Annotated in this window: 24 protein-coding genes; 19 read left to right on the top strand and 5 right to left on the bottom strand. The window is 73.5% G+C overall.

The genetic code is table 11. From position 1 onward, the window contains the following. Positions 1-24 precede the first annotated feature (24 nt). From GA0070216_RS03970 to GA0070216_RS03985, 4 genes are read left to right on the top strand one after another with little or no spacing between them, the layout of a single operon-like run. Positions 25-978 carry a TauD/TfdA family dioxygenase gene (locus GA0070216_RS03970; RefSeq protein ID WP_091239138.1) on the top strand — a complete coding sequence of 318 codons (954 nt, stop codon included), beginning with the start codon at positions 25-27 and terminating at the stop codon, positions 976-978. Continuing rightward, positions 978-1,166, top strand: a complete 189-nt coding sequence (locus tag GA0070216_RS03975; RefSeq protein WP_091239141.1) for an MbtH family protein — start codon at positions 978-980, stop codon at positions 1,164-1,166. Before GA0070216_RS03970 ends, GA0070216_RS03975 begins: the two co-directional genes overlap by 1 nt. Further along, on the top strand, positions 1,163-4,372 hold the full coding sequence (locus tag GA0070216_RS03980; RefSeq protein WP_091239144.1) for a non-ribosomal peptide synthetase: 3,210 nt from the start codon (positions 1,163-1,165) through the stop codon (positions 4,370-4,372). The genes GA0070216_RS03975 and GA0070216_RS03980 overlap by 4 nt, the downstream gene beginning before the upstream one ends. Then, positions 4,369-9,867 carry a non-ribosomal peptide synthetase/MFS transporter gene (locus tag GA0070216_RS03985; RefSeq protein ID WP_091239148.1) on the top strand — a complete coding sequence of 1,833 codons (5,499 nt, stop codon included), beginning with the start codon at positions 4,369-4,371 and terminating at the stop codon, positions 9,865-9,867. Before GA0070216_RS03980 ends, GA0070216_RS03985 begins: the two co-directional genes overlap by 4 nt. Before the next feature lie 122 nt (positions 9,868-9,989). Here GA0070216_RS03985 and GA0070216_RS03990 read toward each other — a convergent pair whose 3' ends face one another. Both GA0070216_RS03990 and GA0070216_RS35245 read right to left on the bottom strand, forming a co-directional pair. Further along, positions 9,990-11,258, bottom strand: coding sequence for a hypothetical protein (locus GA0070216_RS03990; RefSeq protein ID WP_091239151.1), 1,269 nt, complete (start codon positions 11,256-11,258; stop codon positions 9,990-9,992). Positions 11,259-11,299: 41 nt separating this feature from the next. Continuing rightward, positions 11,300-11,815 (bottom strand): NUDIX hydrolase, encoded by a 516-nt coding sequence (locus tag GA0070216_RS35245; RefSeq protein WP_245722291.1) that lies wholly within the window; start codon positions 11,813-11,815, stop codon positions 11,300-11,302. Between the two features lie 54 nt (positions 11,816-11,869). Between GA0070216_RS35245 and GA0070216_RS35250 the strand changes: the two genes are divergently transcribed. The 4 genes from GA0070216_RS35250 (at position 11,870) to GA0070216_RS04015 (ending at position 15,078) form a co-directional block, all read left to right on the top strand. Beyond that, positions 11,870-12,754 carry a class I SAM-dependent methyltransferase gene (locus tag GA0070216_RS35250; RefSeq protein WP_245722292.1) on the top strand — a complete coding sequence of 295 codons (885 nt, stop codon included), beginning with the start codon at positions 11,870-11,872 and terminating at the stop codon, positions 12,752-12,754. Positions 12,755-12,847: 93 nt separating this feature from the next. Continuing rightward, positions 12,848-13,267, top strand: coding sequence for a YciI family protein (locus GA0070216_RS04005; protein WP_091239157.1), 420 nt, complete (start codon positions 12,848-12,850; stop codon positions 13,265-13,267). Then, positions 13,240-14,553 (top strand): RNA polymerase sigma factor, encoded by a 1,314-nt coding sequence (locus tag GA0070216_RS04010; protein ID WP_091239161.1) that lies wholly within the window; start codon positions 13,240-13,242, stop codon positions 14,551-14,553. Before GA0070216_RS04005 ends, GA0070216_RS04010 begins: the two co-directional genes overlap by 28 nt. 30 nt (positions 14,554-14,583) lie before the next feature. Continuing rightward, complete coding sequence (locus GA0070216_RS04015) at positions 14,584-15,078, top strand: type II toxin-antitoxin system PemK/MazF family toxin (protein ID WP_091239164.1); 495 nt, start codon at positions 14,584-14,586, stop codon at positions 15,076-15,078. A gap of 61 nt (positions 15,079-15,139) precedes the next feature. Here GA0070216_RS04015 and GA0070216_RS04020 read toward each other — a convergent pair whose 3' ends face one another. Next, entirely contained in the window at positions 15,140-15,790 is a 651-nt protein-coding gene (locus GA0070216_RS04020; protein WP_091239167.1) for a GGDEF domain-containing protein, read from the bottom strand. Positions 15,791-16,060: 270 nt separating this feature from the next. Between GA0070216_RS04020 and GA0070216_RS04025 the strand changes: the two genes are divergently transcribed. From GA0070216_RS04025 to GA0070216_RS04035, 3 genes are all read left to right on the top strand, one after another. After that, a complete protein-coding gene (locus GA0070216_RS04025; RefSeq protein WP_091239172.1) occupies positions 16,061-16,300 on the top strand; it encodes a DUF397 domain-containing protein in 240 nt (79 codons plus the stop codon). 146 nt (positions 16,301-16,446) lie between these two features. Further along, the gene (locus GA0070216_RS04030; protein ID WP_425413134.1) at positions 16,447-17,328 is read left to right on the top strand and encodes a helix-turn-helix domain-containing protein; all 882 of its coding nucleotides are present in this window, start codon (positions 16,447-16,449) and stop codon (positions 17,326-17,328) included. A 98-nt stretch (positions 17,329-17,426) separates the two neighbouring features. After that, positions 17,427-18,281, top strand: a complete 855-nt coding sequence (locus tag GA0070216_RS04035) for an SAM-dependent methyltransferase (protein WP_176738825.1) — start codon at positions 17,427-17,429, stop codon at positions 18,279-18,281. A 210-nt stretch (positions 18,282-18,491) separates the two neighbouring features. Here the strand turns inward: GA0070216_RS04035 and GA0070216_RS04040 are convergent, their stop codons facing one another. After that, on the bottom strand, positions 18,492-18,674 hold the full coding sequence (locus GA0070216_RS04040) for a hypothetical protein (protein WP_091239180.1): 183 nt from the start codon (positions 18,672-18,674) through the stop codon (positions 18,492-18,494). 193 nt (positions 18,675-18,867) lie between these two features. On the opposite strand from GA0070216_RS04040, the gene GA0070216_RS04045 reads away from it, so the two are divergent. The 4 genes from GA0070216_RS04045 (at position 18,868) to GA0070216_RS04060 (ending at position 22,271) form a co-directional block, all read left to right on the top strand. After that, positions 18,868-19,095, top strand: coding sequence for a winged helix-turn-helix domain-containing protein (locus GA0070216_RS04045; RefSeq protein ID WP_091240754.1), 228 nt, complete (start codon positions 18,868-18,870; stop codon positions 19,093-19,095). 309 nt (positions 19,096-19,404) lie between these two features. Beyond that, positions 19,405-20,211 carry a DedA family protein gene (locus tag GA0070216_RS04050; RefSeq protein ID WP_091239184.1) on the top strand — a complete coding sequence of 269 codons (807 nt, stop codon included), beginning with the start codon at positions 19,405-19,407 and terminating at the stop codon, positions 20,209-20,211. Positions 20,212-20,314: 103 nt separating this feature from the next. After that, positions 20,315-21,247, top strand: a complete 933-nt coding sequence (locus GA0070216_RS04055; RefSeq protein WP_245722293.1) for a cell wall-active antibiotics response protein — start codon at positions 20,315-20,317, stop codon at positions 21,245-21,247. A 49-nt stretch (positions 21,248-21,296) separates the two neighbouring features. Continuing rightward, on the top strand, positions 21,297-22,271 hold the full coding sequence (locus tag GA0070216_RS04060; protein WP_091239187.1) for a pirin family protein: 975 nt from the start codon (positions 21,297-21,299) through the stop codon (positions 22,269-22,271). 243 nt (positions 22,272-22,514) lie between these two features. Here the strand turns inward: GA0070216_RS04060 and GA0070216_RS04065 are convergent, their stop codons facing one another. Further along, complete coding sequence (locus tag GA0070216_RS04065; protein ID WP_091239191.1) at positions 22,515-22,787, bottom strand: DUF2795 domain-containing protein; 273 nt, start codon at positions 22,785-22,787, stop codon at positions 22,515-22,517. A 226-nt stretch (positions 22,788-23,013) separates the two neighbouring features. Between GA0070216_RS04065 and GA0070216_RS04070 the strand changes: the two genes are divergently transcribed. From GA0070216_RS04070 to GA0070216_RS04085, 4 genes are all read left to right on the top strand, one after another. Beyond that, on the top strand, positions 23,014-23,427 hold the full coding sequence (locus tag GA0070216_RS04070) for a DUF2267 domain-containing protein (protein WP_091239194.1): 414 nt from the start codon (positions 23,014-23,016) through the stop codon (positions 23,425-23,427). Between the two features lie 249 nt (positions 23,428-23,676). Beyond that, entirely contained in the window at positions 23,677-24,696 is a 1,020-nt protein-coding gene (locus tag GA0070216_RS04075) for a TerC/Alx family metal homeostasis membrane protein (RefSeq protein ID WP_091239198.1), read from the top strand. A 110-nt stretch (positions 24,697-24,806) separates the two neighbouring features. After that, a complete protein-coding gene (locus GA0070216_RS04080) occupies positions 24,807-25,397 on the top strand; it encodes a sulfite oxidase-like oxidoreductase (protein ID WP_218108146.1) in 591 nt (196 codons plus the stop codon). A 1-nt stretch (position 25,398) separates the two neighbouring features. Beyond that, complete coding sequence (locus GA0070216_RS04085) at positions 25,399-26,160, top strand: ferredoxin reductase (RefSeq protein ID WP_091239204.1); 762 nt, start codon at positions 25,399-25,401, stop codon at positions 26,158-26,160. Positions 26,161-26,174: the final 14 nt, after the last annotated feature.

A 26,174-nucleotide genomic window follows, 5' to 3' on the forward strand; every position in this document is an offset into this window, starting at 1 on the left:
GTCGAGAAATCAGGAGACCACGCCATGAGCGACACGATCGCCACGCTGCCGGTGGTCGTCGAGAACGACGGCACACCCTTGACCGAGCTGATCGACCGACGTCGGGCCGAGCTGCGCGCCACCCTCGTCACGCACGGCGGGCTGCTGTTCCGCGGCTTCGACGTGGGCGGGGTGGACGGCTTCGACGCGGTCGTCCGGGCGTTCTCCGGCGAGCCGCTGACCTACACCGAGCGGTCCTCGCCCCGGCACGCCATCAAGGGGAAGGTCTACACCTCGACCGACTACCCGCCGGACGAGGAGATCTTCCTGCACAACGAGAACTCCTACCAGGCGCGCTGGCCGCTGACGTTGTTCTTCTACTGCCTGACCGCGCCGCAGACCCTCGGCGCGACGCCGCTGGCCGACGTGCGCCGGGTGTACGCCGAGATCGACCCGGCGGTGCGGGAGGAGTTCGCCCGCCGGCGCTGGCTGCTGGTGCGCAACTTCCACGCCGACTTCGGCACCCGCTGGCAGGACGTCTTCGGCACCGACGACCGGGCCCAGGTGCAGGCGTACGCGACGGCGAACCGGATCGACCTGGAGTGGGTCGGCAAGGACGGCCTGCGGACCCGGGCGGTGCGCGACGTGGTGCACCACCGGCCCGGCTCGGACGCCCCGCGCTGGTTCAACCACGCCACCTTCTTCCACCTGAGCACCCTGCCGAAGGACTACCAGGAGGGGTTGCTGGCGATGTTCGGCGCCGAGGGGCTGCCGGCGAACACCTACTACGGCGACGGCGGCGAGATCCCCGCCGACGTGATGGACCACCTGCGGGCCGCATACCGGGCGGCCAGCGTCCGCTTCGACTACCGGCGCGACGACGTGCTGGTGGTCGACAACATGACCGCCGCGCACGGGCGGGAGCCGTTCACCGGTCCCCGCAAGATCGCCGTCGCGATGGCCGAACCGCACACCCCCGACACCGCTGGAGCGAACTGATGGCCGACACCCGATTCCTGGTCGTCCGCAACGACGAGGAGCAGTACTCGATCTGGGCGGCCGACCGCGACCTGCCCGCCGGGTGGTGCGACGCGGGCTTCACCGGCAGCCGCGAGGAGTGCCTGGCCCACGTCGACGAGGTCTGGACCGACATGCGTCCGCGTTCGGTACGGGAGCAGACGGCATGACCCGCGAGTGGACCTTCCCCGCCTCCTTCGCCCAGGAGCGGGTCTGGATCGCCAACCAGCTCGACCCGGCCTCCCCGGTCTACAACGTGTCGGTCCCGTGCCGGCTGTCGGCCGACCTGGACGCCGACGCCGTGACGGGGGTGTTCGACCAGGTCGTCGCCCGGCACGAGGCGCTGCGGACCCACCTGCGGGTCGACGACGGCACGCTGGTGCAGGTGGTCCGGGAGCACGAGCCGGCCCGGCTGCCCACCGACGACCTGCGGGACCTGCCCGCCGGGGAGCAGTTCGCGCGGTACACGGCGCTGCGCGCCGAACTGGCCCGGACCGCCATCGCGTTGGACGCGCCGCCGCTGTGGCGGGCCCGGTTGGTCCGGGTCGACGAGGGCTGGACGCTGCTGCTCGTGGTGCACCATGCCATCTTCGACAGCCACTCGGCGGTGCTGTTCGGCGCCGAGATCACCGCGTTCGCACAGGCCGCGGCGACCGGTGCGCCGGCCGCCGTGCCGGAACTGCCCATCCAGTACGCCGACTTCGCGGTCTGGCAGCGTGACCAGCTCACCGGCGCGGAGCGGGACCGGCAGCTCGCCTTCTGGACCGGTCACCTGGCCGGCGCCCCGAAGGCCACCGGCCTGCCACTGGACCGGCCCCGTCCGGCCCAGCTCGGTTTCGCCGGCGACGAGGTCCGCTTCGACCTGCCCGACGGGCTGCTCGAGCGGATCGCCCGGCTGGCGGCCGGGTCGGCGGTCACCCCGTACATGGTGCTGCTGGCGGGTTTCGCGGCGCTGCTGTCGCGGATCTCCGGCGACACCGACGTGGTGGTCGGGGTCTCCACCGCCGGCCGGGAGACCGCCGAGCTGACCCCGCTGATCGGGATGTTCGTCAACCCGGTGGCGTTGCGCTGCGACGTCGGCGGGGACCCGCGCTTCACGGACCTGCTGGGGCGGGTGCGCGACGGGCTGGTCGACGCCCTGGAACACGGGCAGACCCCGTTCCAGGCGATCGTCGAGGCGGTCGCCCCGGAGCGGGACCCGTCGGTGCAGCCGATCTTCCAGACCGCGCTGAACTTCATCCCCGACTCCGGGCTGGACCCGGTGGAGCTGGGCACCACCAAGGACGACCTGGCCTTCGACATCACCACGGGGGAGAGCCGGCTGGTCTACCGCACCGCGTTGTTCGACCGGGCCACCGCCGAGGCGGTCGTGACCCGCTACGTCCGGCTGCTCGACGCGGCGGTCGCCGACCCGCAGCAGCCGGTCTCCGCGCTGCCGTTGCTCGCCGACGCCGAACGGGACCTGGTGCGGGGCGCCTGGGCCGGGGTGGGCGCGGCCGGTCCGTCGTCCACCGTGGTCGACGAGGTGCAGCGGCAGGTGGCGGCCACCCCGGACGCCACCGCACTGGTCTGCGACGACGTCACGTGGTCGTACGTGCAGCTCAACGCCGCCGCGAACCGGCTGGCCCGGGTGCTGGTGGCCCGGGGCGCCGGCCCGGAGACCCGGGTGGCGCTGGCCCTGCCACGCGGCCCGGAGCTGCTGGTGGCGATCCTCGCCGTGCTCAAGGCGGGGGCCGCGTACGTGCCGGTGGACACCGGTTACCCGGTCGGCCGGATCGGCTACCTGCTCACCGACGCCGCCCCGGCGCTGGTGCTGGCGGTCTCGGAGACCGCCACCCTGGTGCCGGCGGACGCGCTGCTGCTCGACGGCGTGCTCGCCGGCGACCGGCCCTCCACCGGCCGCCCCGACGGCGACCGCACCGCCGCCGGCCTGGCCGACCCCGGTCGGGACGGAGCCGGCTCCACCGCCGCCCGCCGGGACGAGGCGGATCTCACCGACGCCGACCGGGTCGCGCCGTTGCGCCCGGAACACCCCGGTTACGTGCTCTACACCTCCGGTTCGACCGGCCGGCCCAAGGGCGTGGTGGTGGAACACCGGGCGATCACGGCGTACCTGGCCTGGGCCCGGGACACCTACCCGGGGCTGGCCGGCACCGCGCTGCTGCACTCGCCGGTCTCCTTCGACCTGACGGTGACCGGGCTGCTCGGCCCGCTCACCGCCGGTGGCACCGTCCGGCTGGCCGGGATCGACTCCCCGGCGGCCCGGGTGGGTGGGCGGCCGACCTTCCTCAAGGTCACCCCGAGCCACCTGCCGCTGCTGGACGCGGAGTTGTCGCCCACCACCGACCTGGTGATCGGCGGCGAGGCGCTCACCGGTGAGCAGCTCACCGACTGGCGGGCCGCGCACCCGGACGTCGCGGTGGTCAACGAGTACGGCCCGACCGAGGCCACCGTCGGCTGCGTCGCCGCCCGGCTCGCCCCGGGCCAGCCGGTGCCCGCCGGCCCGGTGTCGATCGGCCGGCCCACCGCCACCAGCCGGGTGTACCTGCTCGACGCCGCGTTCCAGCCGGTTCCGCCCGGGGTGGTCGGCGAGCTGTACGTCGCCGGTGACCAGCTCGCCCGGGGCTACCTGGGCCGGCCCGGCCTGACCGCCGAGCGCTTCCTGCCCTGCCCGTACGGCCCGCCGGGGCAGCGGATGTACCGCACCGGCGACCTGGCCCGGTGGCGGGCCGACGGCACCCTGGACTACCTGGGCCGCCGCGACGACCAGGTGAAGGTGCGCGGGATGCGCATCGAGCTGGGCGAGATCGAGGCGGCGATGCGGGAGCACCCGGAGGTCCGGGAGGCGGCGGTGGCCGTCCGCACCGACTCGGGGGAGCCGACCCTGGTCGGTTACCACGTCGGCACCGCCGAGGAGGCGCACCTCGCCGCCGAGCTGGGCCGGGAGCTGCCGGCGCACCTGGTGCCGACCGCGTTCGTCCGGCTCGACGCGTTGCCGCTGACCCCGAACGGCAAGCTGGACCGGGCGGCGCTGCCCGCTCCCCCGGAGTCCGTCGCGGGGGACGGCTACGTCCCGCCGCGCACCGACGCCGAGACCCTGGTCGCCGAGGTGTATGCCGACATCCTCCAGGTGGAGAAGGTCGGCGCGCTGGACGACTTCTTCACCCTCGGCGGCAACTCGCTGCGCGGGATGCGGGCGATGGCCCGGATCCGCGCCGAGGTGGACGTCGACCTGCCGATGCGGGCGCTGTTCGGCAGCCCCGTGGTGGCCGACCTGGCCGCCCAGATCGAGGCGCACATCGCCGCCGAGCTGGACGGCCTTTCCGAGACCGAAGTCGCCGCGCTGTTGGCGGCGGAGAAGGACACCCCCGCATGACGGACCTGAAGGATTCCCGGGATGCCGCCCGGGCGGCGCTGATCGCCCAACGGCTGCGCCGACGGCAGGCCACCCCCGCCGCCCGTGTCACGCCGAGGCCCGAGGACGCCGAGGTGCCGCTGTCGTACGCCCAGGAGCGGGTCTGGTTCATGGACCAGCTCGCCCCGGGCGAGGCGGCGTACCACATCGCGGTGCCGTTGCGGGTGCGTGGCCCGCTCGACGTCACGGCGCTGCGCGCCGCCCTCGCCGCGCTGACCGCCCGGCACGAGTCGCTGCGCAGCCGGTTCCCCGCCGACGCCGACGGCAAGCCGACCGTGGTGGTCGCCGACGCGGTCGAGGTGCCGCTGACCGTGGTCGACGCCCCCGACGAGCGGGCCGCACAGGAACTGGTGGAGGCGGCCTCGCTCGCGCCGTTCGACCTGGCGGCCGGGCCGCTGCTGCGGGCGCTGCTGATCCGGCTGGCCGCCGACGACCACGTGCTGTTCCTCAGCAAGCACCACATCGTGGGCGACGGCTGGTCGGTCGACGTGCTGCTGCGCGACCTGATCACCGCCTACCGGGGTGGCGACCTGCCCACCCTACCCGTGCAGTACGGCGACTTCGCCGTCTGGGAGGCGCAGGAACTGGCCGGCCCGGCGGCCCGGTCGCACCTGGACTGGTGGAAGTCCCGGCTGGCCGGGATCACCCCGCTGGAGCTGCCGCTGGACCGGCCCCGTCCGGCCACCCAGACCTACCGGGGGGACTTCGTCGAGTTCCGGCTGACCCCGGTGGAGACCGGGCGGCTGACCACCCTCACCCGGGCGGCCGGCGGCACCCTGTTCATGACGCTGCTCGCCGCCTACCAGGTCTTCCTGGCCCGGCACGCCGGCCAGGAGGACTTCGCGGTCGGCGCGTCGGTGGCCGGCCGGTCCGCCCCGGAGCTGGAGGACCTCGTCGGCATGTTCATCAACATGCTGCCGATGCGGGCCGAGTTGGGCGGCGACCCGACCTTCGTCGAGCTGCTGGAACGCACCCGGCGCAGTGTGCTGGACGGCTTCGAGCACGCCGAGGTGCCGTTCGCGAAGGTGGTCCACGAGCTGGGGCTGCCCCGCGACGTCAGCCGGTCGCCGGTGTTCCAGGCCATGTTCGTGTTGCAGAACTACGAGATGGGCCGGTTCACCGAGGTCTCCGACGCCACCGACGTGACGTTCGACTGGACCCCGATGGAGCTGCGGGCCACCCGGTTCGACTTCGAGCTGCACGCCGTGGAGACCGCCGACGGGCTCTGGGGCAAGCTGGTCTTCAACACCGACCTGTTCGACCGGGCCACCGTGGACCGGATGGCCGCCCGCTGGTGCGCCCTGCTGCGCGCGGTGGGGGCGACCCCGGACGTGGCGGTCTCGGCGCTGGACCTGCGCGCCGCCGACGAGCGGGCGCTGTTGGCATCCTGGAACGACACCGATGCCGACTTCCCCGCCGCCGAGACGCTGCACGGCCCGATCGAGGCCCGGGCGGCGGCCACCCCGGACGCGGTGGCGGTGACCATCGAGGGCGTCCCGACGACGTACGCGCAGCTGAACGCCGCCGCGAACCGGGTGGCGCACCGACTGCGGGCGGCCGGCGTCGGCCCGGAGACCCTGGTCGGGGTCTGCGCGGAACGCTCCGTCGCGCTGGTCGCCGGGTTGCTCGGCGTGCTCAAGGCCGGTGGGGCCTACCTGCCGCTGGACCCGGAGTACCCGGCCGACCGGCTGGCCTTCATGCTGACCGACGCCGCCGCGCCGGTGGTGCTGGTCCAGGAGCAGTTGCGCGACGTGCTGCCGCGCGTCGACGCGACGGTGCTGGCCCTGGACGACCCGGCGGTCTGGGCCGACCAGCCGGACACCGATCCGACCCCGCTGGCCGGGCCGGAGCACCTGGCGTACGTGATCTACACCTCGGGTTCGACGGGTCGCCCGAAGGGGGTGCCGAACACCCACCGGGGCATCGTCAACCGGCTCGACTGGATGCAGAAGACCTACCGGCTCGACGCCGACGACGCGGTGCTGCAGAAGACCCCGGCCAGCTTCGACGTGTCGGTGTGGGAGTTCTTCTGGCCGCTGCGCACCGGGGCCCGGTTGGTGCTGGCCAAGCCGGGCGGGCAGAAGGACGCCGGCTACCTGCGCGACGTGCTGGTGGCCGAGCGGGTCACCACCGCCCACTTCGTCCCGTCGATGCTGACGGTGTTCCTGGCCGAGGAGGGGGTGGAAGCGGCCTCGACGCTGCGGCGGGTGATCTGCTCCGGCGAGGAGTTGCCGCTGGCCTCGGCGGTCGACTTCACCGCCCGGCTGCCGCACTGCGAACTGCACAACCTGTACGGCCCGACCGAGGCGGCGATCGACGTCAGCGCCTGGCACTGCGACCCGGCGCTGCTGGCCGGGTTGAGCGGGGTGCCGATCGGTGGGCCGATCGCCAACCTGCGGCTGCACGTGCTCGACCCGGCGGGCCGTGAGTGCCCGATCGGGGTGGCCGGTGAGCTGCACATCGGCGGGGTGGGGCTGGCCCGCGGCTACCACCGCCGGCCGGCGCTGACCGCTGAGCGGTTCGTGCCGGACCCGTTCTCCGGTGTGCCGGGCGCCCGGCTGTACCGCACCGGTGACCTGGCCCGCTGGGTGCCCGACCCGGCGGGGCCGGCCGGGGTGATCGAGTTCCTGGGCCGGATCGACCACCAGGTCAAGCTGCGCGGCCTGCGGATCGAGCTGGGTGAGATCGAGAGTGCCCTGCGCGAGCAGCCCGAGGTGGCCGAGGCCACGGTGATCGTCCGGGAGGACAGCCCCGGCGACAAGCGGCTCACCGCCTACCTGGTGGGTGGGGCCGAGCACGCCGCGCTCAAGACGGCGCTGAAGGAGACCCTGCCGGAGTACATGGTGCCCGCCGCGTTCGTCACCCTGGACGCGTTGCCGCTGACCCCGAACGGCAAGCTGGACCGCCGGGCGTTGCCCGCGCCGGTGGTCACCCGTGAGGCGTCGGTGGCCCTGGTCGAGCCGCGCGACGACACCGAGCGGCTGCTCGCCGGGATCTGGTCGGAGGTGCTGGGGGTGCCGACGCTCGGCATCGACGACGACTTCTTCGACCTGGGCGGGCACTCGATGCTCGCCACCCAGGTGGTGGCGAAGATCCGTCGGGCGGAACACGGCGGCCGGGCGGTCGGCGTGATGGACCTGTTCCAGCAGCGCACCATCCGCGAGCTGGCCGTGTTCATGACCGGTGACGCCGAGGCGGCCGGCCCACGTCGGCTGCTCTACGAGCTGACCAAGCCGATCCCGGCCGGTCGGCGGGTGCTCAGCTACGTCTGCGTCCCGTACGGCGGCGGCAGCGCCATCGTCTACCAACCGCTGGCCGACGCGTTGCCGGCCGGGCACGCCCTGTGGTCGCTGGCCATCCCCGGCCACGACGTCGGCCTGACCGAGGCCGCCCTGCCGTTCGACGAGCTGACCAGCCGGGTGGCCGCCGAGATCGTGGAGCGGATCGAGGGTCCGCTCGCCCTCTACGGCCACTGCGGGGTGGGCAGCGCGATCATCGCGGAGGTGGCCCGCAAGGTGGAGGCCGCAGGCCGGGAGTTGGAGGTCGTCTACATCGGGGCGATGTTCCCGTTCGCCCGCCCGAAGGGCGCGTTCGCGGCGCTGCGCAACCGGCTGGAGCAGCTCAGCAGCAACCGGCACTATGCGAGCTGGCTCAAGAGCATGGGGGTGGACACCGACGAGCTGGAGCCGGAGCAGGCCGACCGGATCATCAGCAACATGCGGGCCGACTCCCGCGCGTCGGAGGAGTACTTCACCGGGCTGTTGGACCGGGGCGCCGAGAAGCTGCGCGCGCCGATCGTCTCGGTGGTCGGCTCCGAGGACCCGGTGACCGACTACCACGCCGAGCGGTACGCGGAGTGGCAGTTCCTCAGCGACACCCTCGGCCTGGTGGTGCTCGACCAGGCCGGTCACTTCTTCCTCAAGTACCGGGCCGACGAGCTGGCCGAGATCGTCACCCAGGTGCACCCGGCGGTCCGGGCCGGGGACGTCTCCGCGCTCGGCCCGGATGCCCGGGGTGAGGACGCCGGTTGGGTGGTCGCCGACCACCAGCGGATCGGCGACGCCGACGCGCCCGCCCCGGCGGTGGTGAAGCCGAGCATGGCCCGGTTCGTCGCGGTGACCACCGGGCAGCTGGTCTCCAGCACCGGCTCGGCGTTGACCGCGTTCGCCCTGCCGATCTGGCTGTTCACCCGCACCGGTTCGGTGGCCGACCTGGGCCTGCTGTGGGCGTTGGCGCTGATCTGCGGGGTGCTGATGCTGCCGGTGGCCGGCGCGGTCACCGACCGGGTCAGCCGACGGCGGATCATGATGATCGCCAGCTGTGCCGCCGGGTCCATCCAGCTCGTCCTCGCCGCCCTGCTGTGGACCGACAACCTGGCCCTGTGGCACATCTACGGCCTGGTGGCGTTGAGCCAGGTGGCCGCCTCGTTCCAGCGGATCGCCTTCCAGTCGGCGGTGCCGCAACTGGTGCCGAAGCGCTATCTCGGTCACGCGATGGGCATCACCCAGCTCTCCAGCGGTTTCGCCCTGCTGCTGATGCCGGTCTTCGCGGCCGGCCTGCTCGCCGCGATCGGCCTGAAGGGCATCCTGCTGATCGACGTGGCGAGCTACGTGGTGGCGGTGCTGACGCTGGCCGTGGTCCGCTTCCCCGACCTGCTCGGCTGGCGGCCCCGGGAGCGGCTGCTGGTGGCGATCGCCAACGGCCTGCGCTACTCGTGGCGGCACAAGGGTTTCCGGTTGATGCTCGGCTACTTCGCGCTGGGCAACATCTTCCTGGCCCCGGCCCTGGTGCTCACCACCCCGCTGGTGCTGTCGTTCGGCACCGCCACCCAGGTCGCCCAGGTGGCCCTGGCCGAGGCGGTCGGGGCGGTGGTCGGCGGCGTGCTGATGTCGCTGTGGGGTGGCCCCCGGCACCGGCGCATGATCGGGGTGCTGATCGGCAACCTGGGCACCGCCGTCGGGTGCCTGCTGATCGGTCTGGACGCCTCCGTGATCATGATCTCCTTCGGGGCGTTCTGGCTCGCGATGGCGATGACCACCGCCCAGTCGATCTACGCCACGATCGTGCAGGTCAAGGTGCCGCAGCGGTTCCACGGCCGGGTCTTCAGCCTGAACCAGACGATCTCCTGGTCGACCCTGCCGATCGGCTTCGCGTTGCTCGCCCCGGGCGCGACCGCCCTGTTCGAGCCGATGCTCGCCGACGGCGGGGCGCTCGCTGGTTCGGTGGGCGCGGTGATCGGCACCGGTCCCGGCCGGGGCATCGGCTTCGCGTACGTCTGCTTCGGGCTGGCCCTGGTGCTGATCACGCTCGGCGGGTTCGCGATCCGGATGCTGCGCCGGTTCGACATCGAGGTGCCCGACTCGCTCCCCGACGACCTGATCGGGGCGCAGGAGCGGCAGCGGCGGATCGCCGAGCGGGCGAAGTCCCGCCCGGAACCGGCGTCGGTCGCCGGCTGACCGATCCGCGCGGGTACGACGGCGTCGAGGCGTCGTCGTACCCGCGCGGCCGGGACACCCGACCGCGACGGTTTCCCCGGGGACGGTGCCGACTCAGGGGCAGTCGCCGCGGTCGGGGCTGGTCAGGCCGGTTCGGGCGGGTCGGCGAGGTCGCCGTCCGACGGTTCCTGCGGCTCGGCCACCCAGGCGGAGAAGACCGGCACCCCGTGCCACGGCCCGGTCCCGTCCGCGCGGTGGTCGGTGGCCACCGCCAGCACCGCGTACGGGTGCCCGAAGCGCAGCTCGGCGGTCCGGCGGACACCCTCTGGCGGGAGACTGGTCAGGGCGAAGGCCCCGGTCACCGCGGCGGCCTCGAAGCCGTACCGGCCGTAGTGGGCCACCGCCGCCTGCCGGGCCTCGACGCCCACCTGGGTGCCGAGCAGCCCACCCAGCGCCCGCCCCACCGCCGCGAACCCCAACCCGGGGGCGGTCAGATCGTGCTCGTCCTGCGCCGACCAGCAGGGCAGCACCGCGTGCCGGCGCTCCTCCCGACCGTCACGGGCCGAGGTGCGGACCCGCTCCTCCCGCAGCGTCCCGAGCGGACCCGCCCCCAGCGGCAGGTCGAACAGCGACCGCCGGCCCGGTTCCCCGTCCACCGCCGCGCCGGCCAGCGCGTAGCCGGCGGCGAGCACGTCGGCCGGGCGGACCGTCGGGTCGGCGAGCACCGAGAGCACCACCACCCCGGCCCCGTCGCGTTCCACCGCCGCGGCGGCGTGCACGGCGACGTCACCGGCCGATCCGGTCGACGCGATCCAGGCCCGGTGCCCGTGCTCCGGGGTGCGCAGCGCCCGGCCCAGCTTTCCGGCCCAGTCGCCGACCGTCCGGTCCGCGTCGGCGCCGGTGGGCCGGTCGGGGCCGAGCGCCGAGCCGGGTACCAGGTCGAACGGGGCGGCCCAGGAGATCCGGGTGGCCAGGGCGCCGGCCAGCGCCAGCAGCACCCGGGGGGAGACGGTCAGCGGGAACCGGTCGATCAGCCCCAGGGTGTGCTCGCGGGCCCAGGCGTCCAGGCCCGCCTGGTCGGGCAGCGGACCGGTGGCGGCAGCCCGGGGCAGCCCGTCCCGCCAGCCGGCCAGCGGGCCGGTGTCCGCGCCGGGGCGGTGCCAGACGGCGGTGGCCGACGGCACCAGCGGGTGTGGCCGGTCCAGCAGGGCGGCGGCCGTCGCCGCGGCGGTCTCCCCGTCGACGCCGAGCACCTCGGCCAGTTCCGCCCGGACCGCGCCGGTGGCGGCCGGCGCGGCGAGCGCCAGCAGCAGCCAGGCGCCGAGCGGGGAGGCGACGTGGTGCCGGTCGCCGATGGCGGCGTGCAGCCGGGCGGCGTACCGGGCCAGCGGGGCGTACGGGATCGTCGTCATGCCCCCACTGTGCCCACCGTTCGTGCTTCCGGCACCCCGGGTCAGGACCAGAGTTCGAACGGTTCGTCGATCCGGTCACCGGCCAGGAAGCCGGTGAGCAGCTCGGGCAGCCGGCCCGGGTAGAACCGGGCGGTGCTGGTGACGATCTCCTCGACCGGCCACCAGCGGAAGCCGAAGTAGTCCTCCACCTCGTAGTCGAGCCGGTCGGCGCCGTCGATGTCCGGCGCGGTGGCGTCGAGGCGTACCGTCAGGACCACCTCGTCCTGGACGTGCCGCAACCGACGGTGGATGAAGCTGGCCCGCCGCCGCCAGGTGGGCGGGCCGAGCTGCGCGGCCGTGACCACGAAGCCGGTCTCCTCGCGCAGCTCCCGCAACGCGGTCTGGGGGTACGTCTCACCGGGGTCGACGCCCCCGCCGGGCAGTTCCCACCAGGTGCCCAGCCGGGGGTGCTCCGGGTCGCGGGTGTGGAACAGCAGGATCAGGTCGTCCCGGTCGCGGACCACCAGCCGGACGGCGGTGCGTTCGATCACCGGCAGGTCCCGGGGCAGTTCGGTCACGGGTCTCCCTCGACGGGGCACCGGCCGGGCGGCGGCGGTGCGACGATGGCGATCATGGCGGAGCTCTTCGGTGAGGTGGCGGCCGACTACGACGAGATCCGGCCGGGGTATCCGGCCGCCCTCGCCGCCACCATCCTCGCCTATCACGGCGGACCGCCCTCCCGGCTGGTCGAGGTCGGCGCGGGCACCGGCCTGGCCACCGCCCTGCTGCGCGACCTCGCCGCCGCCGCTGCCGCTGCCGCCGAGCCTGCCCGCCCTGTGCCGGGCGTCGTCGGGTCGGGCGTCGTCGGGCCGGGATCGACCGCCCCGTCCCGCCCCGGCTCCGACGGTGCCGGCCGTGCCGACCGGGAGCGTGCCGGGCCGGTGCGGACCCGGGTGACCTGTGTCGAGCCGGACGCCCGGATGGCGGCGGTGCTGGCCGTCCGGTTCCCCGACGTCGAGGTGGTGGTGACCCGGTTCGCGCAGTGGTCGCCGCCACCGGGCGGCGTGCCCCTGCTGGCCTGCGCGTTGGCCTGGCACTGGCTCGATCCGGCCACCCGCAACCGGCAGGCCCACGACGCGTTGACCCCCGGCGGCACCCTGGCCGTCTTCGCCCACCGTTACGACTACGTCGACCCGGCGCATTCGGCGGCGGTCCGGGCGGCGTTCGAGTCGGTCGACCCGGTCCCGCACCACGACCAGCCGGAGGACTGGTTCCACGCGGACATCACTGCGAGCGGACTCTTCACCGACGTCCGGTCGGTGGCCTTCCATCGGCCGGTGCCACTGACCACGGCGGGATACCAGCGGCTCGTCGACACCTTCTCCCCGCAGCTGCGCCGCCCGCCGGAGCTGCGGGACCGGGTCCGCGCGGCGATCGGCGTCGCCGTCGACGGCTTCGGCGGCACCGTCACCCTCGACCTGCGGACCACGCTGGTGCTGGCCCGCCGGCCAGCCTGAAAAACCGGTGGGCGGGTCGTGTCGATCCCGCCGGGTTCCCGTTCGACCTGGGGATGAGAGGGTCGACCGGCGACCCGACAGCGAGGAGCGACGATGGCCAAGTACATGCTGATCATGCGGGGCACGGACGAGTCCATGGCGACGATGATGGACACGCCCTTCGAGGAGATGCTGGAGACGGTGGGGCGGTTCAACGAGGAGTTGATCCGGGCGGGCGTGCTGGTGGCCGCCGAGGGCCTGGAGGACCCGGCCCAGACCGTGGTGGTCGACTACAGCGGGGAGAGCCCGGTCGTCACCGACGGCCCGTACGGCGAGACGAAGGAGCTGTTCGGCGGCTTCTACCTGCTCGACGTGGCGTCGAAGGAGGAGGCCGTCGAGTGGGCCCGGCGGATGCCGGCGATCAGCGGCAGCAAGTGCGAGGTCCGCCGGGTGCCGGGCATCGACGAGTTCCCGCAGGACAACGAGTGGATCGTCAGGGAGCGGGCGTGGCGCGAGCGGACCGGCCAGCTCTGAGTACCGTGACCTCCGACGGCCCGCCGAGCGCCGGGTCGGCGCGGCGGGCCGTCGAGGCGCTCTGGCGCATCGAGTCCGCCCGGATCGTCGGGGCGCTGGCCCGGTTCACCGGCGACTTCGCGCTCGCCGAGGACGTCGCGCAGGAGGCGGTGGCGCAGGCGCTGGTCGGCTGGGCGCGCGACGGGGTGCCGGCCAACCCGGTGGGCTGGCTGCTCACCACCGCCCGGCGGCGCGCGGTCGACGCGTTCCGCCGCCGGGCGGCGCTCGACGCGCGGTACGCCGTGCTCGCCGGTCAACTCGCCGAGGGTACGGGCGGGTCACCCGCAGACGACCTGCCGTGGGACCCCGACCGGGTCGACGACGACGTCCTCGCGCTGATGTTCGTGGCGTGCCACCCGGTGCTCTCACCCGAGGCACGGTTGGCGCTGACGCTGCGGGTGGTCGGCGGCCTGTCGAGCGAGGAGATCGCCCGGGCGTTGCTGGTCCCGGTGCCCACCGTCCAGGCGCGGATCACCCGGGCGAAGAAGACGATCGCCGCCGCGGGGGTGCCGTTCGCGCTCCCCGAAGCACCGCAGCGGCGGGAGCGGCTCGGCGCGGTCCTGAACGTGCTCTATGTGATCTTCACCGAGGGGGCGACGGCGACCGCCGGTGACCAGTTGCTCCGCCCCGACCTGGCGTACGAGGCGATCCGGTTGGCCCGGACGCTGGCCGCGCTGCTGCCCGCCGAGCCGGAGGTGCACGGCCTGCTCGCCCTGTGCGAGTTGACGGCCGCGCGGTTCCCGGCCCGGGTCGACGCCGACGGCGAGGCGGTGCTGCTGGCGGATCAGGACCGGCGTCGGTGGGACCGCTCGGCGATCCGGCGGGGGGTGGCGGTGCTCGGCCGGGCCGTGGCGTTGGGGCGGGGCCTCGGGCCGTACGGGTTGCAGGCGTCGATCGCCGCCTGCCACGCCGGCGCCGTCTCGGTGGCGCAGACCGACTGGGCCCGGGTGGTGCTCCTCTACGAGGCGCTCGGCCGGGTGGCGCCGTCGCCGGTCGTCGCGCTGAACCGGGCCGTCGCGGTGGCGATGGCCGACGGGCCACAGCAGGCGTTGTCCCTGGTGGACGAGGTGGCCGCCGGCGGTCGACTGGCCGGGTCGTACCTGCTGCCGAGCGTGCGGGGCGAGTTGCTCGCCCGGCTCGGCCGGACAGTCGAGGCGCAGGCCGAGCTGGAGCTCGCCGCCCGGTTGTGCCGCAACGTCCGCGAGCGGGCGGTGCTGCTGCGCAAGGCCGACGCCCTCGGTGGGTGACCCGGTCGGTACGGCGGTAGGCTGCCCGCCGTGGCAGGTCTGTTGAGGAACGTGGCGACCCGGCTCGGCCGGGTGACCGGCGTGGTCGGCGCGCGGCAGGGCACCCCCGGGGCGATCCCGGCGCAGGTGGCCCGGCGTCGGCAGCTCAGTGCCCTGCAACGCCGGGAGCTGTCGTACGCCCCCGAGCCGGACGGGCAGGCCGACCCGGGGGAGATCGTCTGGACCTGGGTGCCCTACGAGGACGACCCGAAGCAGGGCAAGGACCGCCCGGTGCTGGTGGTCGGCCGGTCCAGTCGCACCCTGTTCGGGCTGATGCTGTCCAGCCAGAGTGAGCGGGACGGTCAGCGGCACTGGCTGGCGCTGGGCCCGGGGGAGTGGGACCGCGACTCCCGACCCAGTTGGGTACGCCTGGACCGGGTGCTCACCATGCGGGAGGACGGCATCCGCCGGGAGGGCGCGGTGCTGGACCGGGGTCGCTTCGACCGGGTCGGCCAGGCGCTGCGGGCCGGTTACGGCTGGCGCTGACCTCGGTCGGCCGCCCGACCGGCCGGCGGCGGTGGTGCGTCCCGCCGACCGGCGGTGGGTCTCAGCACTCGGCGAGGCGGGCCGCGTCGAGCAGTTGCCGGGGTGACTGACGGCTGGTGACGCCCTTCGCCCGGTACATCGCGGCGTCGGCCCGGCACAGCGCGTCGGCCAGTTGGGTGGGGCCGGTGACCGGGGCGAGCCCGACCGAGGCGGTGACCCGGACGCTGCACGGGCCCAGCGGGATGGGGGCGGCCATGGCCTCGCAGAGCCGCCGGGTGGCGTGGTCGATCCAGCGCCGGTCGACCGAGGGGCTGGCCAGCAGGCCGGCGAACTCGTCGCCGCCGAGCCGGGCGACCAGGTTGTCGCCGGCGAAGGCGGCCAGCCGTTGGGCGACGCTGACCAGCACCTGGTCGCCGGCGGCGTGCCCGAAGCGGTCGTTGACCTGTTTGAAGTCGTTGAGGTCGAGGACGACCGCGATGAGGGGTTGCCCGCCCGCGTCGGTGAGCAGCGTGGCGGCCAGCCGGTAGAAGGCCCGGCGGTTGGGTAGTCCGGTGAGCGGGTCGTGGCTGGCGGCGTGCCGTTCGGCGGCGAGTTCGGCCTGGAGGTGCTCCAGTTCCGCCTCGGCCTGCAGGGCCCGGCGGCGTAGCTGCCACACCGAGACCAGGGCCCCGGCTGCGGAGATGCCGGACGCGACGGTCAACGGATCCGGCACGGGTCCTCCCTCGCAGTGTCGGCGTACGACCCGTGCGGCGACGGCCGTCGTGCCGCGCCGGGCCCTCGTTTCCCCAGGTGAACGCCCTGGGAGTAGTAACCCAAAGTGAACGGATAAGTACCGCGCACGTTGGGCTATCATGCTCGCTGTCTGGTGCATATGCAATAGCAGATGCACGTGCAGCACGGCCGGATCTGATGTCGCACAGCCCCACGAACCCCGCACCATCCCCTTGTGACAGTGGGTCCGCACCCCGACAGAAAGACATCCATGCAGCAGCCTGAGAACGGCGTTCCCACCACCCAGCTGCCCCCCCTGAGGTGGGAGAAGAGCCGGCGAAGCAACCCGAGCGGCAACTGCGTCGAGTTGGCCGAACTGCCCGGCGGGGCCGGTATCGCCATGCGTAACTCGCGACACCCCGAGGGGCCGGCGCTGATCTACACGGTGGACGAGATAGCGGCATTCGTCCTCGGCGCACGCGACGGCGACTTCGACCATCTGATCGGCTGACGGTCGGCAGTCCCGCCCACGGGACCGTATCCGTCCGGAGGATGTTCTCCTCACCGACGGTCCATGGCATGCTTACTCGTCGGTCGGGCGGGGGCCCAGGGACCGTGACGGGGTGTGGGCACACGCGGAGGGGCGGGCACGTGACGATGGTTGCCGCCGAGGGGGGACCGGCCACCGGCCCCACGGTGTTGCGGATGCTGCTCGGCGCACAGCTGCGCCGGCTGCGGGAGGCCAGAGGTGTCACGCGGGAGGGTGCCGGTTGGGAGATCCGCTCCTCGGAGTCGAAGATCAGCCGGATGGAGCTGGGCCGGGTCGGCTTCAAGGAACGGGACGTCGCCGACCTGCTCACCCTCTACGGGGTCACCGCCGCCGCCGATCGCGACGCGCTGCTCAAGCTGGCCCGGGACGCCAACAGCCCCGGCTGGTGGCACCGCTACGGTGACGTGCTGCCCGGCTGGTTCCAGTCCTACCTGGGCCTGGAGGCCGCCGCCGCGTTGATCCGCAGCTACGAGGTGCAACTCGTCCCCGGCCTGCTGCAGACCCCGGAGTACGCCCGCGCGGTGGTCCTGCTCGGACACCGGGGCGCGGCGGTCGAGGAGGTCGACCGTCGGGTGGAACTGCGCGTCCAGCGTCAGCAGGTGCTGCACCGCGCCGATCCGCCGCAGCTCTGGGCGGTGATCGACGAGGCCGCCCTGCGCCGGCCGATCGGCGGCCCCCAGGTGATGCGGGGGCAGTTGACCGCGCTGATCGAGGCGACCCGGTCGCCGCATATCCGGCTGCAGGTCATCCCGTTCGACGCCGGTGGCCACGCGGCGGCCGGTGGCGCCTTCACCATCCTGCGGTTCGGCGACGACGACCTGCCCGACATCGTCTACATCGAGCAGTTGACCAGCGCGCTCTACCTCGACAAGCGGGAGGACCTGGACTACTACGCGGCGGCGATGGAACGCCTCTGCGTCGAGGCCACCCCGCCGGAGCGTACGCCGGAGGTCCTCACCCGACTGCGTGACGAGCTATACCCGCAGTGACCGTCCCACCGGCCCGCCGGCCACATCCGAGCGGGCTCTACGATGATCGGACCGCAGACAGTGGACGGACGCCATCGACGACGAGATGGCGCGGAGTCATGGAGGACCCGGTGACCACCGATGCCCCGACGGGCGCCGCCCAGCACCCCAGCGACCGGATCGACACCTCGGTCGCGCACCCGGCCCGCCGCTATAACTACTGGCTGGGTGGCAAGGACAACTTCCAGGCCGACCGGGATTCCGGCGACGCCATGGCGGCGGCCTTCCCGACCATCCGTACCGCGGCCCTGGAGAACCGTCGGTTCCTGCAACGCGCGGTGGCCCACCTGGCCCGCGAGGCGGGTATCCGGCAGTTCCTGGACATCGGCACCGGCATCCCGACGGCGAACAACACCCACGAGGTGGCCCAGGCCATCGCCCCGCAGTCCCGGGTGGTCTACGTCGACAACGACCCGATCGTGCTGGCTCACGCCCGGGCGTTGCTGACCAGCGCGACCGAGGGCGCCACCGCCTACATCGACGCCGACCTGCGTGAACCCGAGAAGATCCTGCACCACCCCGAGCTGCGGCGCACCCTCGACCTGGGCCAGCCGGTCGCCCTGATGCTGGTGGCCATCCTGCACTTCGTGGGGGAGGCCGAGGACCCGTACGGCGTGGTCCGCCGGCTGCTCGCGGAACTGCCGCCGGGCAGCTACCTGGCCGCGTCGCATGCCACCTACGACCAGCTTCCCCCGGACGTGGCCGAGGCGGCCCGGGTGGCGACCAGGGACGGCAACCCGCCCGGCGGGATCAACCTGCGCAGCCGGGACGACTTCGCCCGGTTCTTCGACGGCCTGGGGTTGGTCGAGCCCGGCGTCGTCTCGGTCGCCCGGTGGCGGGCCGAGACCGAACCGCAGCCCCGCCCCACGGTGGACGAGGTGAGCATGTACGGCGCGGTCGGCCGCAAGCCCTGACCGGTTCCCACCCTACGGAGTGGATGCGGTGTGGCTCCCGGCGCGTTGGCGGGTCACCAGGGATCCGCGGGCTGGCGTGTGACCTGGAGCCACCGCCGATCGGCGGATCTTCTCAGGTCACTGGGCCAGGCGGCGGGCAACCGGTGGTGCCCGCCAGCGAGCGGCACGGCATCAAGTCGGTACCCACCTGGCTATCGGGGGTTTCGTCGTTCAGCACGTGTCGCACTTCCCCGCGTGATCCCCGACGGCATCGGCCAGCGTGGCCAGCGCGGTCAACCGTTCGACAGGCAGCGCCTCGCCGCACTCGCCGCACTCCGCTCGGTCGACCCATTTAGGCCACCGCCACGCGTCGATGTTGACGGGCACGCGTATCGGCTTCTCCTCCGGCGGCATCGCTCCACCTCCGCAAAGAAACGGCGAGGCGTCCTGATCCTTGCCGGGGATCAGGACGCCTCCGAGGGCCGACGGTCCGCACCGACTCGATGTCCACTACGGGCCGTGCCTTCCCTGGAATCTAGTGCCAATGATGTCAGCAGGGCAAGTAGTGCCAGGTGTGTCAGTGGTGCCGATTCGGGTAGGCGGCACGATGACGCCCGTGCCTATCCCGCACTCTGCGCAAGAGATCGCAGACGACCTGACCCGCCGCATTGGTGCGGGGGAGTTCCCGCGTGGGGCGCGACTGCCGACCTACGACGCGCTGGCCGTCGAGTACGGGTCGGCTCGCCGGACGGTCGCACGCGCCGTGGATGCGCTCAAGGCGCGCGGCATCGTCGTGGGCGTGCCGGGGTCGGGAACGTACGTCGCGGAGGCGTAGGGCTAACGACGACCAGGTTGGACCGGTAGCGCGACACTGCCGCGCGGGGCAGGTCCAGCGCGTCCAGTCTGGCCGTGGTGACCAGGTGCAGCAGCGCGAAGTCGACCGGGCTACCCACGGGGCGACGCTGCCCAACGGGGTCCCGGTCACCGGTTGGTCGGCGTCGCCCCCCTCGGTCCCGCAGGGTGTCCGGGCCGGCCAGGTCCAGCACGGCGAACCGGCGGAGCACCGGCTACGCCCGAACCGTCAGGCTGTCGGGAGCGGTCGATCCGCGTGGTCGATTCGTCGACCGGCTCGTAACTTTGTCGGATGATTCCACGCTCCCTGGCGCTCAGCCCCCGTACGGTCGTGTCCGCCGCCGAGCCCTCGTCCGAAGGCCCGGTGGGTTTCGTCACCGGCCTGGTGGAGCGGCTCGGCGGCCCCGGCGCGGGGCTGGCGGTGGCGTTGGAGAACCTGTTCCCGCCGATCCCCAGCGAGGTGATCCTGCCGCTGGCCGGCTTCGCCGCCGCCCAGGGGCGGATCAGTCTGGTCGGTGCGATCCTCTGGACCACCCTCGGGTCCGTGGTGGGGGCCTGGGTGCTCTACGGCATCGGCGCGGCGCTGGGTCGCGACCGGATGCGGGCCATCGCGGCCCGACTGCCGCTGGTCAAGCTGAGCGATGTGGACCGCACCGAGGCGTGGTTTCTCAAGCACGGGGTGAAGGCGGTGTTCTTCGGGCGGATGATCCCGATCTTCCGCAGCCTCATCTCCATCCCGGCGGGGGTGGAGCGGATGCCGATCCTGACGTTCCTGCTCTACACCACGCTGGGCAGCCTGATCTGGAACACCACCTTCGTGCTGGCCGGGTTCCTGCTCGGCGACAACTGGCACGTCGTCGAGGAGTACGTCGGGTCGTTCCAGAAGGTCGTCATCGTGGTCTGTGTGGCCGCCGCCGGCTGGTTCGTGGTCAACCGGGTCCGCCGGGCCCGTGCCGCCCGCGCCGACACCCCGGCCGCCGACACCCCGCCCGGCGACGCCGCCGGGTGGTCGGAGCCCGGCGAGGGTACGACCTACCGGGGGACCATCTACCGGGGGACCATCTACCGGGGTGGCGTCTGGGGACGCGACACCGACTGACCCGGGGCCGGCCCTCGGCGGTGTTCGTAACCGTACGTCGACCGGATGATCCGTTGCGGTGGCCCGTACGTACTGCTGTGCGGGGACCGACAGGGGAGGCACGATGCCGGAGCCGGATCAGGAGCACCGTCCGACGACGGGGGAGCAGCGACCGGTCTTCGAGCCGGTGATCGAAGTGACCGGCGAACCGGTCGATCCGACCGGAGACCCGGCGTACGACCCGGCGTACCGGTCGCCGTGGCCCCGGGGTGTGCGCCTGCTGGCCGCCGCGGCGGTGCTGGTGGTGGCGCTCGGCGCGCTCGCGGTGGTGGTGACCTTGGCCAACCCGGACCGGCTGGGGGTGGTCTTCTCCGGTGGACAGAACGCGACGCCACCGGTGGCGGTGACCGCCCGACCGGGTGGCGCGGGCGCTGCCGAGGCCGCCGCCGAGCGGACCGCGACCGCCCCGGTGGGCGGGTTGCGCCGGGCCACCTTCGAGCTGATGGACGGGGTGACCTCGTTCCGGCTGCGCACCGACGACCTCGGTGCCGACCTGTATCGGATCAGCAGCCCGGCCGACGCCGGCCTGACCCCCCGGCCCGAGGTGTCCGGCGACCGGGTGCAGCTGCGGGTGACCCGCCGGGACAAGGCCGGCCGGGGCGTCGTCGACGTGGTGCTCAACTCGCGGCTGACCTGGCGGTTGCGGCTGATCGGCGGGGTCAGCGACCACGTTCTCGACCTCACCGGCGCGCGGCTGTCCGGATTGGAGCTGATCGGTGGCGCGGCCCGGGTCGACCTGCGGCTGCCCCCGACGACCGGCACCCGCACGGTGCGGATGACCGGGGGCGTCAACCAGTTCGTGATCCGGGCACCCGACGGCCCCCCGGTCCGGGTCCGGGCCAGCGCCGGTGCCGGCAGCGTCGTCTGGTACGGCGATCGGCGTGACGGGCTGGCCCGGGGGGCGACCGTCGGCTCGCCGGACTGGGACCGGTCACCCGACCGGCTCTACCTCGACCTCGTCGCCGGGGCCAACACAGTCACCGTCGTGGAGGACTGAACCGCCCGGGGCACGCACCGCGGCGGGCGGGCCGGCATAGAGTCGGGCGGTGGACCGTACCGAATCGTTGCCGGCGCAGACCCGACCACCCGGCGTCGCCGACGAGGACCCGGGCAGTGTGCTGCTGCCCGGCCACGACGTGCCACTGGGCCGCTACACCACGGTGCGCCGGCTGCTGCCGCAGCGGGCGCGTCGGATGGTCGGGGCGTGGTGTTTCGTGGACCACTTCGGCCCGGATGACGTTGCGCAGCGGCCCGGCATGGAGGTGCCGCCCCACCCGCACACCGGCCTGCAGACGGTGACCTGGCTGCTCGACGGCGAGATCGTGCACCGGGACAGCCTCGGCAACGTCCAGCCGATCCGACCCGGTCAGCTCAACGTGATGACCTCCGGGCACGGCATCGCCCACTCCGAGCGGTCACCGGCCACCCATCCGCCGGTGATGCACGGGGTGCAGTTGTGGGTGGCGCTGCCGGACCCGGTCCGGGCCGGTGCGGCCGGCTTCGCCCACCACGCCGACCTGCCCCGCTGGCGCACCGGCGACTGGGACCACACCCTGCTCGTCGGTGAGCTGAGCGGCGAGCGGTCCCCGGCGGTGGTGCACACGCCGCTGCTCGGTGCGCAGCTCCAGGCCCACGGGCCGGCCCCGGCGACGCTGCACCTGCGACCCCGCTTCGAGTACGCCCTGCTGGCGATGGACGGCCGGGCCCGGGTCGACGGCCAGTCGCTGGAGCCCGGCGTGCTGCTCTACCTCGGCGCGGGGCGGGACCGGCTGGAGCTGACCGCCGAGCCGGGCAGTCGACTGATGCTGCTCGGCGGCGAGCCGTTCGACGAGCCCCTGGTCATGTGGTGGAACTTCGTCGGCCGCTCGCACGAGGAGGTGGTCACCGCCCGGGAGGACTGGATGGCCGGTCGTGACCGGTTCGGGCCGGTCGCCGACGACGCGGCCCCGCCGCTGCCCGCCCCGGAACTGCCGAGTGTCCGGTTGAAGGCCCGGGACCGGCGGGGCGACCTGCACGGTTGACCCGCCCACCCGCGTGTGCTCGCCCACAGTATTTCCATAATCAGCCGTACGGGTGATGGCGTGTCATATGATGATCGTGGCAGCGATGCCCGCCCGGTTCGGGTGGCCACCCGGCGGTTCGCCGGTGAACAGGCACGCGTGCGCCCCAGGTCGCGGTTCGTGACCCGGGGCGCCCGCCTTTCCGGACCCGGTGACCCGGCACCGGCCCTGACTTCGGCGGGCCGGCGGCGTCCGCCTTCCGGTTCAGATGCCCCGCAGGTGCTGCGCGACGCGCTGGCGTCGCTTGTCCCGCGCCTGTTGCGCCCGCGGGGCCGGGCCGACCTCCGGGGCCGGATCGACAGCGGCGGAGCGGGCCACCTCGGCGTCGTTGGCGTAGTCGACCGGCGGCAGCGCCCGCAACGCCCGCAACACGTCCGGTGGTGCGCCCTCCCGTTCGGCCTGGCGTACCACGGCGTCCTTCGCCGCCGGGTAGTCCAGCCGGGACAGATACCGCAGGACTTCGGTCCGACTGGTCATCGGTGAGCCTCCTCGCCGCCGTACTCCGGTCACGATCGGCGGCGGGTACCCGCCCGGCGGCCGGTCATTCGCCGTCGAAGCGGAAAATCACGCCGTTGCCGACGGTCCGACGCCGGGGCGGGATTCGGCGTCGTTACCGGACCCCGGGCCCGGCCGCAGGATGCGGCGTCGTTTCCGGGTCGCCGTGGCGGGTAACCGACCGGCCTCATGTCGAAGGGAGCCCCGCATGAACTACGACACCTTCGTCGACCAGGTGGCCCGACGGGTCCGCACCGATCCGGAGCGGGCCGTGGCGCTGGTCCACGCCACCATGGCGACCCTCGCCGAGCGGTTGACCGGTGGGGAGGTGCTCGACCTCGCCACCCAGTTGCCGGCGCCGCTGCGGCTGGCGTTGCGGCCCAGCCCGAGCACCGAGGCGGCCGACCGGTTCGGCGCGGCCGAGTTCGTCGCGCGGGTGGCGCAGCGGGCCGACCTGGACGAACCGGCCGCCCGGGACGTCGTGCGGGCGGTCTTCGTCACGGTCCGCGAGGCGGTCAGCGGCGGCGAGTTCGACGATCTGGTGACCCGGTTTCCCCGTGACTACCGGGATCTGGTGGAGTTGGCGCTCACCCCCGGGGTGTCCGCGCTGCGCCGGGCCTGACCGCCGGGCACCGGATCGGACCACCCACCGGGGACACCCAGCCGTTGACCAGGGCAACAACGCCGCCGCAGTGGTGCGCCCTGACTTGGCGAGTCGTTCGACCTGGCCTAACCTGGACCGCACGAGGGGAGTACTTCCCACGAACCATTCCGGTCAGTACGGCGTGCCCCGGGCACGCCTCGGGTGGTTGCCCACGGCGAACGTGGGTGAAGGAGACCTCGAACATGGCACGGTGTTCGAGGAGGTCCCATGACCGGTCTGTCATATCTTTCTGCCGGTGAGTTGTCGTCGGTCGGCACGCCCACCCTCTGGGCGGTCACCATCGTCGGCGTGCTCGCCCTGCTGGTGCTCGACTTCCTGGTCACCCGTCGCCCGCACGAGGTGTCGATGCGGGAGGCGTTGGGCTGGTCGGCCTTCTACATCGCGTTGCCGCTGGCCTTCGGCGGCTGGGTCTGGTCCCGGTACGGCTCCCAGCAGGGGGTCGAGTACCTGACCGGCTACCTGGTCGAGAAGTCGCTCTCCGTCGACAACCTCTTCGTGTTCATGCTGCTGCTGGCCGCCTTCGCGGTGCCCGCCGTGCTCGCCCAGCGGGTGCTGCTCTACGGCATCGCCGGCGCGCTGGTGCTGCGCGCGATCTTCATCGCCCTCGGCGCGGCGGCGTTGCAGACCCTCGACTTCGCCTTCCTGCTCTTCGCCGTCATCCTGATCGCCACCGCGGTCAAGCTGCTGCGCGACGCCCTCTCCGGGCACGAGCAGGAGGTCGACATCAACAAGATGCGGTCGGTGCGGCTGCTGCGCCGGTTCATGCCGGTGGTCAACGAGTACCACGGCACCCGGATGACGATCCGGCAGCACGGTCGGCGGGCGCTCACCCCGTTCGCCCTCGTGGTGGTCGCGGTGCTCGCCACCGACATCGTCTTCGCGGTCGACTCGGTGCCCGCCGTCTACGGCATCACCGAGGACCCGTACCTGGTCTTCGCCACCAACGCGTTCGCACTGCTCGGGCTGCGGGCGCTCTACTTCGTGCTGCACGCCGCGCTGAGCCGGCTGGTGCACCTCAGCTACGGCCTGGCGATCATCCTGGCCTTCATCGGCGTCAAGCTCGGCCTGCACTGGGCGCACGGGATCTGGTCGGGTGTGCCGGAGATCCCGACGCTGGCCTCGCTCGGCGTCATCATCGGTGTGCTGGTCGTGGTCACCCTCACCAGCCTGCGGGCCACCCGAGACCGGGAGCCCGGCGAGGCCGAGGTGGTCACCGAGAAGCACTGACGGCACGCGACCGGCGGCGGCCCGTCACAAGGCCGCCGCCGAAGGCGTGCCGGTGGGCGAGAACCCTCCCGCCCAGGCCCACCGGGTGGTACGACTGACGGGTGGGAATCGTGTCACCGGGCTTCCAGGGCCGCCGTCGTACGACCGACCCGGCCCTGCCGCCGGGGCAGTACCTGACCGAGGACTTCCCGGTGCTGTCCGCCGGGCCGACCCCCCGGGTCCCCCTGGACCGCTGGGAGTTCGTCCTCGCCACCGAGACCGGCGACGAGTTGCGCTGGTCCTGGGCGGAGCTGATGGCCCTGCCGCAGGAGACCCCCACGGTGGACATCCACTGCGTCACCCGGTGGTCCAAGTTCGGCACCAGCTGGCAGGGCGTCTCGCTGGACGTGCTGCTCGACGGGGTGGACACCGCCGCCGACTACGCCCAGGCCCACTCGTACGGCGGCTACACCACCAACCTGCCCCTGGACGACCTGCGCGACGGTCAGGCCTGGGTGGTGCACGGCTACGACGGCGAGCCGCTGCCCGCCGAGCACGGTGGACCGGCCCGGCTGCTGGTGCCGCACCTCTACTTCTGGAAGTCGGCCAAGTGGGTGCGCGGCCTGCGGCTGACCGTCGAGGACGAGCCCGGTTTCTGGGAGACCGCCGGCTACCACGACTACGGCGACCCGTGGCGCGAGCAGCGCTACCAGGGCGACTGAGGTGACCGCAGCCGCCACGGGTGGCCGGGTGGCCGCGCCGCTGGGCTGGCGGGTGGCCCGGCTGGTGCAGCGCCGGGTCGAGACGCCCACCGCGCAGACCTTGGTCCTGTCGGTGCCCGACTGGCCGGGGCACCTGCCGGGGCAGCACGTCGACGTCCGGCTCACCGCCCCCGACGGCTACCAGGCGGCCCGTTCGTACTCGTTGGCCGGGCCGGTCGACGGCGACCGGATCGAGTTGACCGTGCAGCGGGTGCCCGACGGCGAGGTGTCGCCGTACCTGACGGACGTCTGGGCCGAGGGGGACCCGGTGGAGGTACGCGGTCCGGTCGGCGGCTGGTTCGTCTGGCGGCCCGCGCAGACCGCGCCGGTGCTGCTGGTCGCGGGCGGCTCCGGGGTGGTGCCGCTGATGGCGATGGTGCGCGCCCGGCGGGCCGCCGGCAGCCGGACGCCGTTCCGGCTGATCTACTCGGTACGCACCCCGGCGGACGTCATCTACGCCGACGAGCTGCGCGTCCGCGCCCGCGACGACCTCGGCCTGGACGTGACCTACCTCTACACCCGCGAGGCCCCCGACGGGTGGCGGGGCGAACCGCACCGGGTCGGGCTGGCCGACGTGAACACCCACGGCTGGCCGGCGGAGCTGGAGCCGCTCTGCTATGTCTGCGGCCCGACGGGTTTCGTGGAGACCGTCGCGGACCTGTTGGTGGGGCTGGGCCACCAGACCCGGCGGGTACGGACCGAACGGTTCGGGCCCACCGGCTGACCGGCGAGGAGAAC

The sequence above is a fragment of the Micromonospora matsumotoense genome (assembly GCF_900091525.1).
GTDB classification, from domain to species: Bacteria; Actinomycetota; Actinomycetes; order Mycobacteriales; family Micromonosporaceae; genus Micromonospora; species Micromonospora matsumotoensis.

Excerpts from the sequence above, each read along its gene's own strand:
- GA0070216_RS04050 (WP_091239184.1), top strand. The coding sequence starts at position 19,405 with ATGATTCCACGCTCCCTGGCGCTCAGCCCCCGTACGGTCGTGTCCGCC.
- GA0070216_RS04045 (WP_091240754.1), top strand. The coding sequence starts at position 18,868 with ATGACGCCCGTGCCTATCCCGCACTCTGCGCAAGAGATCGCAGACGAC.
- GA0070216_RS04055 (WP_245722293.1), top strand. The coding sequence starts at position 20,315 with ATGCCGGAGCCGGATCAGGAGCACCGTCCGACGACGGGGGAGCAGCGA.
- GA0070216_RS04075 (WP_091239198.1), top strand. The coding sequence starts at position 23,677 with ATGACCGGTCTGTCATATCTTTCTGCCGGTGAGTTGTCGTCGGTCGGC.
- GA0070216_RS03970 (WP_091239138.1), top strand. The coding sequence starts at position 25 with ATGAGCGACACGATCGCCACGCTGCCGGTGGTCGTCGAGAACGACGGC.
- GA0070216_RS04065 (WP_091239191.1), bottom strand. The coding sequence starts at position 22,787 with ATGACCAGTCGGACCGAAGTCCTGCGGTATCTGTCCCGGCTGGACTAC.
- GA0070216_RS35250 (WP_245722292.1), top strand. The coding sequence starts at position 11,870 with ATGGCGGAGCTCTTCGGTGAGGTGGCGGCCGACTACGACGAGATCCGG.
- GA0070216_RS04025 (WP_091239172.1), top strand. The coding sequence starts at position 16,061 with ATGCAGCAGCCTGAGAACGGCGTTCCCACCACCCAGCTGCCCCCCCTG.
- GA0070216_RS03980 (WP_091239144.1), top strand. The coding sequence starts at position 1,163 with ATGACCCGCGAGTGGACCTTCCCCGCCTCCTTCGCCCAGGAGCGGGTC.
- GA0070216_RS04005 (WP_091239157.1), top strand. The coding sequence starts at position 12,848 with ATGGCCAAGTACATGCTGATCATGCGGGGCACGGACGAGTCCATGGCG.
- GA0070216_RS03985 (WP_091239148.1), top strand. The coding sequence starts at position 4,369 with ATGACGGACCTGAAGGATTCCCGGGATGCCGCCCGGGCGGCGCTGATC.
- GA0070216_RS04070 (WP_091239194.1), top strand. The coding sequence starts at position 23,014 with ATGAACTACGACACCTTCGTCGACCAGGTGGCCCGACGGGTCCGCACC.
- GA0070216_RS03990 (WP_091239151.1), bottom strand. The coding sequence starts at position 11,258 with ATGACGACGATCCCGTACGCCCCGCTGGCCCGGTACGCCGCCCGGCTG.
- GA0070216_RS04030 (WP_425413134.1), top strand. The coding sequence starts at position 16,447 with ATGGTTGCCGCCGAGGGGGGACCGGCCACCGGCCCCACGGTGTTGCGG.
- GA0070216_RS03975 (WP_091239141.1), top strand. The coding sequence starts at position 978 with ATGGCCGACACCCGATTCCTGGTCGTCCGCAACGACGAGGAGCAGTAC.
- GA0070216_RS04040 (WP_091239180.1), bottom strand. The coding sequence starts at position 18,674 with ATGCCGCCGGAGGAGAAGCCGATACGCGTGCCCGTCAACATCGACGCG.
- GA0070216_RS04035 (WP_176738825.1), top strand. The coding sequence starts at position 17,427 with ATGGAGGACCCGGTGACCACCGATGCCCCGACGGGCGCCGCCCAGCAC.